The organism is Collinsella sp. AF39-11AT (genome assembly GCF_003474585.1).
Lineage (GTDB): Bacteria > Actinomycetota > Coriobacteriia > Coriobacteriales > Coriobacteriaceae > Collinsella.
Map to the genome: position 1 here is coordinate 1 of NZ_QROG01000045.1, position 4,125 is coordinate 4,125.

The following is a 4,125-nucleotide window of genomic DNA, read 5'->3' on the forward strand; positions in this document are numbered from 1 at the left end:
GCTGGGCCTATGCCGGAATCTCTCCCACAGAAACCACCGAAGAGCCTTAAAACTCATCGAGTTCGGCCTGCCCCAGCAGGTCGTTGACGTACTTGACCTTGGTGTCGTCCGCCTCGACGATCTGGCGAATGGCCTCATCGATCGGGGTGGAGTCGGGCACGAACAGCAGCTGAATAAGGAGCGGCAGATTCATATTGGTCACCAGGTGCGTGTTGGGGCGCGTCTGGGCGATCTTGGTGAACTCGTTGTTGACGCTGCCGCCAAAGAGGTCGGTGCAAACGACGACCTCATCGTCCGCGGCAAAGCCGTCCAGAATCGCTGCGGCCTCCTTGACCAGGTCCTCGTTTCCGTCGACATACATAGACAGCGCATGGACGTTCTCGCGCTCGCCCGAGAGTAGCCCAATGCTCTCGACGATTCCGGACGCAAAATGAGCATGGGATGCAACGATAAACTGCCTCATTCGATTCCCCTTTCTTGCGAACTTCGGCATAAAAATGCCCGGACGCATGCGCCCGGGCAGGGTGCTTCTTGATCAGTAGCTAATTTGTCGCCGATTAGTAATCGAACTGGTGATAGTAGCGACGGTAGTTGAGGTTGTGCTTGGTGACCGTCTCGTAGTAAGCGGCAAGGCGATCGGTGATCAGCGAGGAGAGGATCCACGGAGACACGATGACGCGGAACTCGTCGTCAAGGCCCGGGATGGCGAACTCGGCGGTGTCGATGATGTTGATGTCGGTGTCGCCGGTCACGCCGCGGGTCAGGAACGCGCGGACGCGCTCGTCGAGCTTGCGGTTCTCGTCCTCGCCCATGAACAGGAACACGGGGACGCCGGGCTCCACGAGCTCGAGGGTGCCGTGGAAGAAGTCGGCCGAGGTGATGTAGCGGGTGCGCTTCCACTGCATCTCCTCGAGGATGCACATCGAGAACAGGATCGTCTCGCCCCACAGGGCGCCGGAGCCGATGAACATGGTGTAGGGGGCCAGGGCGTACTTCTTGGCGAGCTCCTCGGCGCGCGGCTCGAAGCGCTTGCGGATGTCGACCAGGTGGGTCCAAACGTCCTTGGTCTGCTCGATGAACTTATCGAACTGCGGGAAGCAGCCGCGGCGGTTGAGCAGGCGCAGGCCGAAGCAGTCGGCGAGGTAGTAGCCCATCTCGCAGCCGCCGTTACCGTGATCGGAAGCCATCTTGACGCAGTTCTCGGCACCCACAGCCTGGCCGATGGGGCCCTCGGGCTTGGTCATGGCGTAGACGCGCACGCCCATGTCCTTCATCTTCTTGACGGCCTCGAGGACCTCGGGGGTGGTGCCGGACTCGGAGGCGGTGAGCACGACGGACTTCTCGGTCATGCGCTTGTGGCCCATGACGTTCCACTCGGCGGCGTGGATCAGGTAGACCTCGAGGTCGCGGTCGCCGAACTTGTTCATGAGGTACTCGAGCTGCATGAGCTCGTCCCAGGTGCCGCCGACGCCCATCAGGAACACGGCGTCGTAGCCCTCGTCGGCGACCTTGTCGGCGAGCGCGGTCATCTTCTTGCCGGCCTCGTAGACGTTCTTGCCGTCCTCGACGTAGCCCTCCTGGCTAAAGTGCATGATCTCGATCTTCTCGGTTTCCTTCATGGCTTTTCCTTTCTGTCCTGCACGCGAATCTATACATCGCGTTTCTTTTCGATACCAATTATAGACATACACCTAACGTGTTTTTAATACCACTTTTCAATCTGCCCCAATCCTCGGTGAACGGTCGAAATTCTCTGGTGAGTGGTATTAAATTAGAATTTGATGTATAGCTAACGCCCCTGGCGTCTCCCTTGTGTGACAAAGAACAGCGTTCCTACCAGCGCAATAATGGTCGATGCCCCAAACAATACCGTCTGGACGCCCAAAGCCTCCGCCAAAAACGGAGCCGCCAGCAGCGGCACCACGCCGGCACTCATCAGGCCAAAACGCACAAAGCCGGTAATGCGCCCCAGGTATTTGATGTCTGCGCGCTCCTGAATCAAGATCATTTGCAGCGGCTCCAGGAACCCCCAGGCCAGACCGTTAATCGCCTGACCGATAATCGCGACCCCCAGCATATCGGTGCCCACGTACACCATGGACCCAATGCCCACGGCCATGAGCGCGCCGAGCAGCAATCGTAGGTTGACATGGCGAGCAGAAAGCTTGGTCAGGATGAACGCGCCCACCGAGGAAGTGAGGCCCACGACCGAGGACAGCCAGCCCAGCCAGACGATATCCACGTTGAGCACATCACGGTAGAACAACGACTCCAGCGAATCGAACGCGCCGAACGCAAAGAAACCCAAAAAGCCCGAGATAAAGATGAGGCGCAGGTCGTGGTCGCGAAACGTAAGTCGCGCACCCTCGGCCATGCCGCCCAGAATACCGCCCTTCGGCTTCTCCCCTTTTGCGGGAACAACACACTCGTGGCAGCCCAAGGAGAGCACGGCCGCCACACCCATCATGCCCGCCATGAGCAGATAGACCGATTGCGTGGCAAAACAGCTCACGATGGCACCACCGAGCAGCGGGCCAGCGGTATAGGCGATATTGCTGTAAAACACCATGAGACCGTTCACGCGGGTACGGCCCTCGGTGGTCGACTCTAGGTATCCCGGAAACGCATGCGTGCAGGTGTTGATAAAACCGCCCGCAAGTCCCAAGACACACGCGGCAAACACAAGCCCGGGGACAGACAACGGCGCCAACCCCACGCCAAGCGAAAGCACCGCCGTAATCACGCACGTCACAAACGACGTCCGACGCGGTCCAAAGCGATCGATGACCGAGCCCGACACCATATTGCCCACCGACGTCATAAGATTGCGCACGAGCGTAATGGCGGCAACCAAAAAGGCCGTGCCAGCCAGATCATACGTGGCCGCACCGATAAGCCCCAAAAAGTAGACCGCGTTGTTGGCGCACCACTGCAGGGACTCAATAAGAATCAGCCTGACCTCTGCCGGCGTCAGGCGCATTTCTTCGCGATCCTTCGCGAACATACGAACTCCTTCTATACAAAAAGGGGATGGAGGGCATAGGCCCGCTCCATCCCCTTTCCAGGTTGCAACGAAAATCTATGCAGCCGGGCCCTTACGCCAGCACGCCGAAGAACGCGCCGACGATGCCCACGACCATGGTGGCCACGATCAGCACCATGGGGTTGATCTTCTTGGACAGCAGCCAGTAGTACAGCCAGAAGGCGAGCATGCCGAGCATGCCGGGCATGATGCCGTCCAGGATGTCCTGGAGGGTCTGGGCGTCCTCGCCCGAGCCGATGGCCACCGGGATGCTGGCCCAGAACATGTCCTTGCACATGGCGCCCACGACCATGACGCCCACGATTCCCACGCAGGTCATGATCTTCTGCATGAGGCCGGTCCTCTGGGCCTCGTCCAGGAAGCCCACGCCCAGCTCGTAGCCCTTGACGGCGCCCCAGACGCGCAGCGCGAAGCCGGGGACGTTGTAGATGAGCAGGAAGGCGATGGGGCCGAAGGGGTTGCCGGCCTGGCACAGGCTGATGCCCACCGCGGCGGCGACCACGCGCAGCGTCGACAGGAAGATGGAGTCGCCGATGCCGGACAGCGGGCCCATGAGGGCGGCCTTGACGTCGTTGACGCTCTCGGGCTCGATCTCGCCGCGGGCGACCTTCTCCTCCATGGCCATCGCGATGCCGCCGACGAACGGGGCGAACTGGACGGTGATGTTGAAGAACGCGCAGTGGCGGTGCAGGGCCTCGGCGTAGTCGTCGGGGCGGCCGGCGTAGATCTTCTTGAGCATGTTGGCGACCATCAGGCAGAAGGCGATGTTCATCTGCTTGTAGTAGGTCCAGGAGAACTCCATGCCCAGGGCGCCGGTGTTGAGGGCGCTCTTGACGAGGTCGGAGCGCGTGATCTTGTTCTCGGGACTAGAAGTCATCGTCCTCATCCCCTTCCGCGGAGAGCTGGGGCTGGGCTCCGCCCAGGCCGAGCAGGTCGAACTTGTCGATGCCGATGATGATGGCGATCAGGGCGACGCCCAGGACGGGCACGTTGGCGTAGGAGCACAGCAGGAAGCCCAGGAAGTAGAAGGGCACGAGCTGCTTGGTGAGCACCAGGCGGCCGAGCATGGCGAAGCCCATGGC

5 protein-coding genes are annotated in these 4,125 nt (G+C 60.8%); all 5 read right to left on the bottom strand.

Annotated elements, in window-relative coordinates; genetic code table 11:
* Window positions 1-46 precede the first annotated feature (46 nt).
* On the bottom strand, window positions 47-463 hold the full coding sequence (locus tag DW037_RS10290; RefSeq protein WP_118259874.1) for a PTS sugar transporter subunit IIA: 417 nt from the start codon (window positions 461-463) through the stop codon (window positions 47-49).
* A gap of 94 nt (window positions 464-557) precedes the next feature.
* A complete protein-coding gene (locus DW037_RS10295; protein WP_118373258.1) occupies window positions 558-1,619 on the bottom strand; it encodes an SIS domain-containing protein in 1,062 nt (353 codons plus the stop codon).
* Window positions 1,620-1,789: 170 nt separating this feature from the next.
* Window positions 1,790-3,004: an MFS transporter gene (locus DW037_RS10300; protein WP_117638275.1), complete on the bottom strand. Its 1,215-nt coding sequence runs from the start codon at window positions 3,002-3,004 to the stop codon at window positions 1,790-1,792.
* 91 nt (window positions 3,005-3,095) lie between these two features.
* On the bottom strand, window positions 3,096-3,929 hold the full coding sequence (locus tag DW037_RS10305) for a PTS system mannose/fructose/sorbose family transporter subunit IID (protein WP_117638274.1): 834 nt from the start codon (window positions 3,927-3,929) through the stop codon (window positions 3,096-3,098).
* The coding region (locus DW037_RS10310; protein ID WP_147326485.1) for a PTS sugar transporter subunit IIC at window positions 3,910-4,125 on the bottom strand (216 nt) is incomplete at its 5' end. The genes DW037_RS10305 and DW037_RS10310, both read right to left, overlap by 20 nt.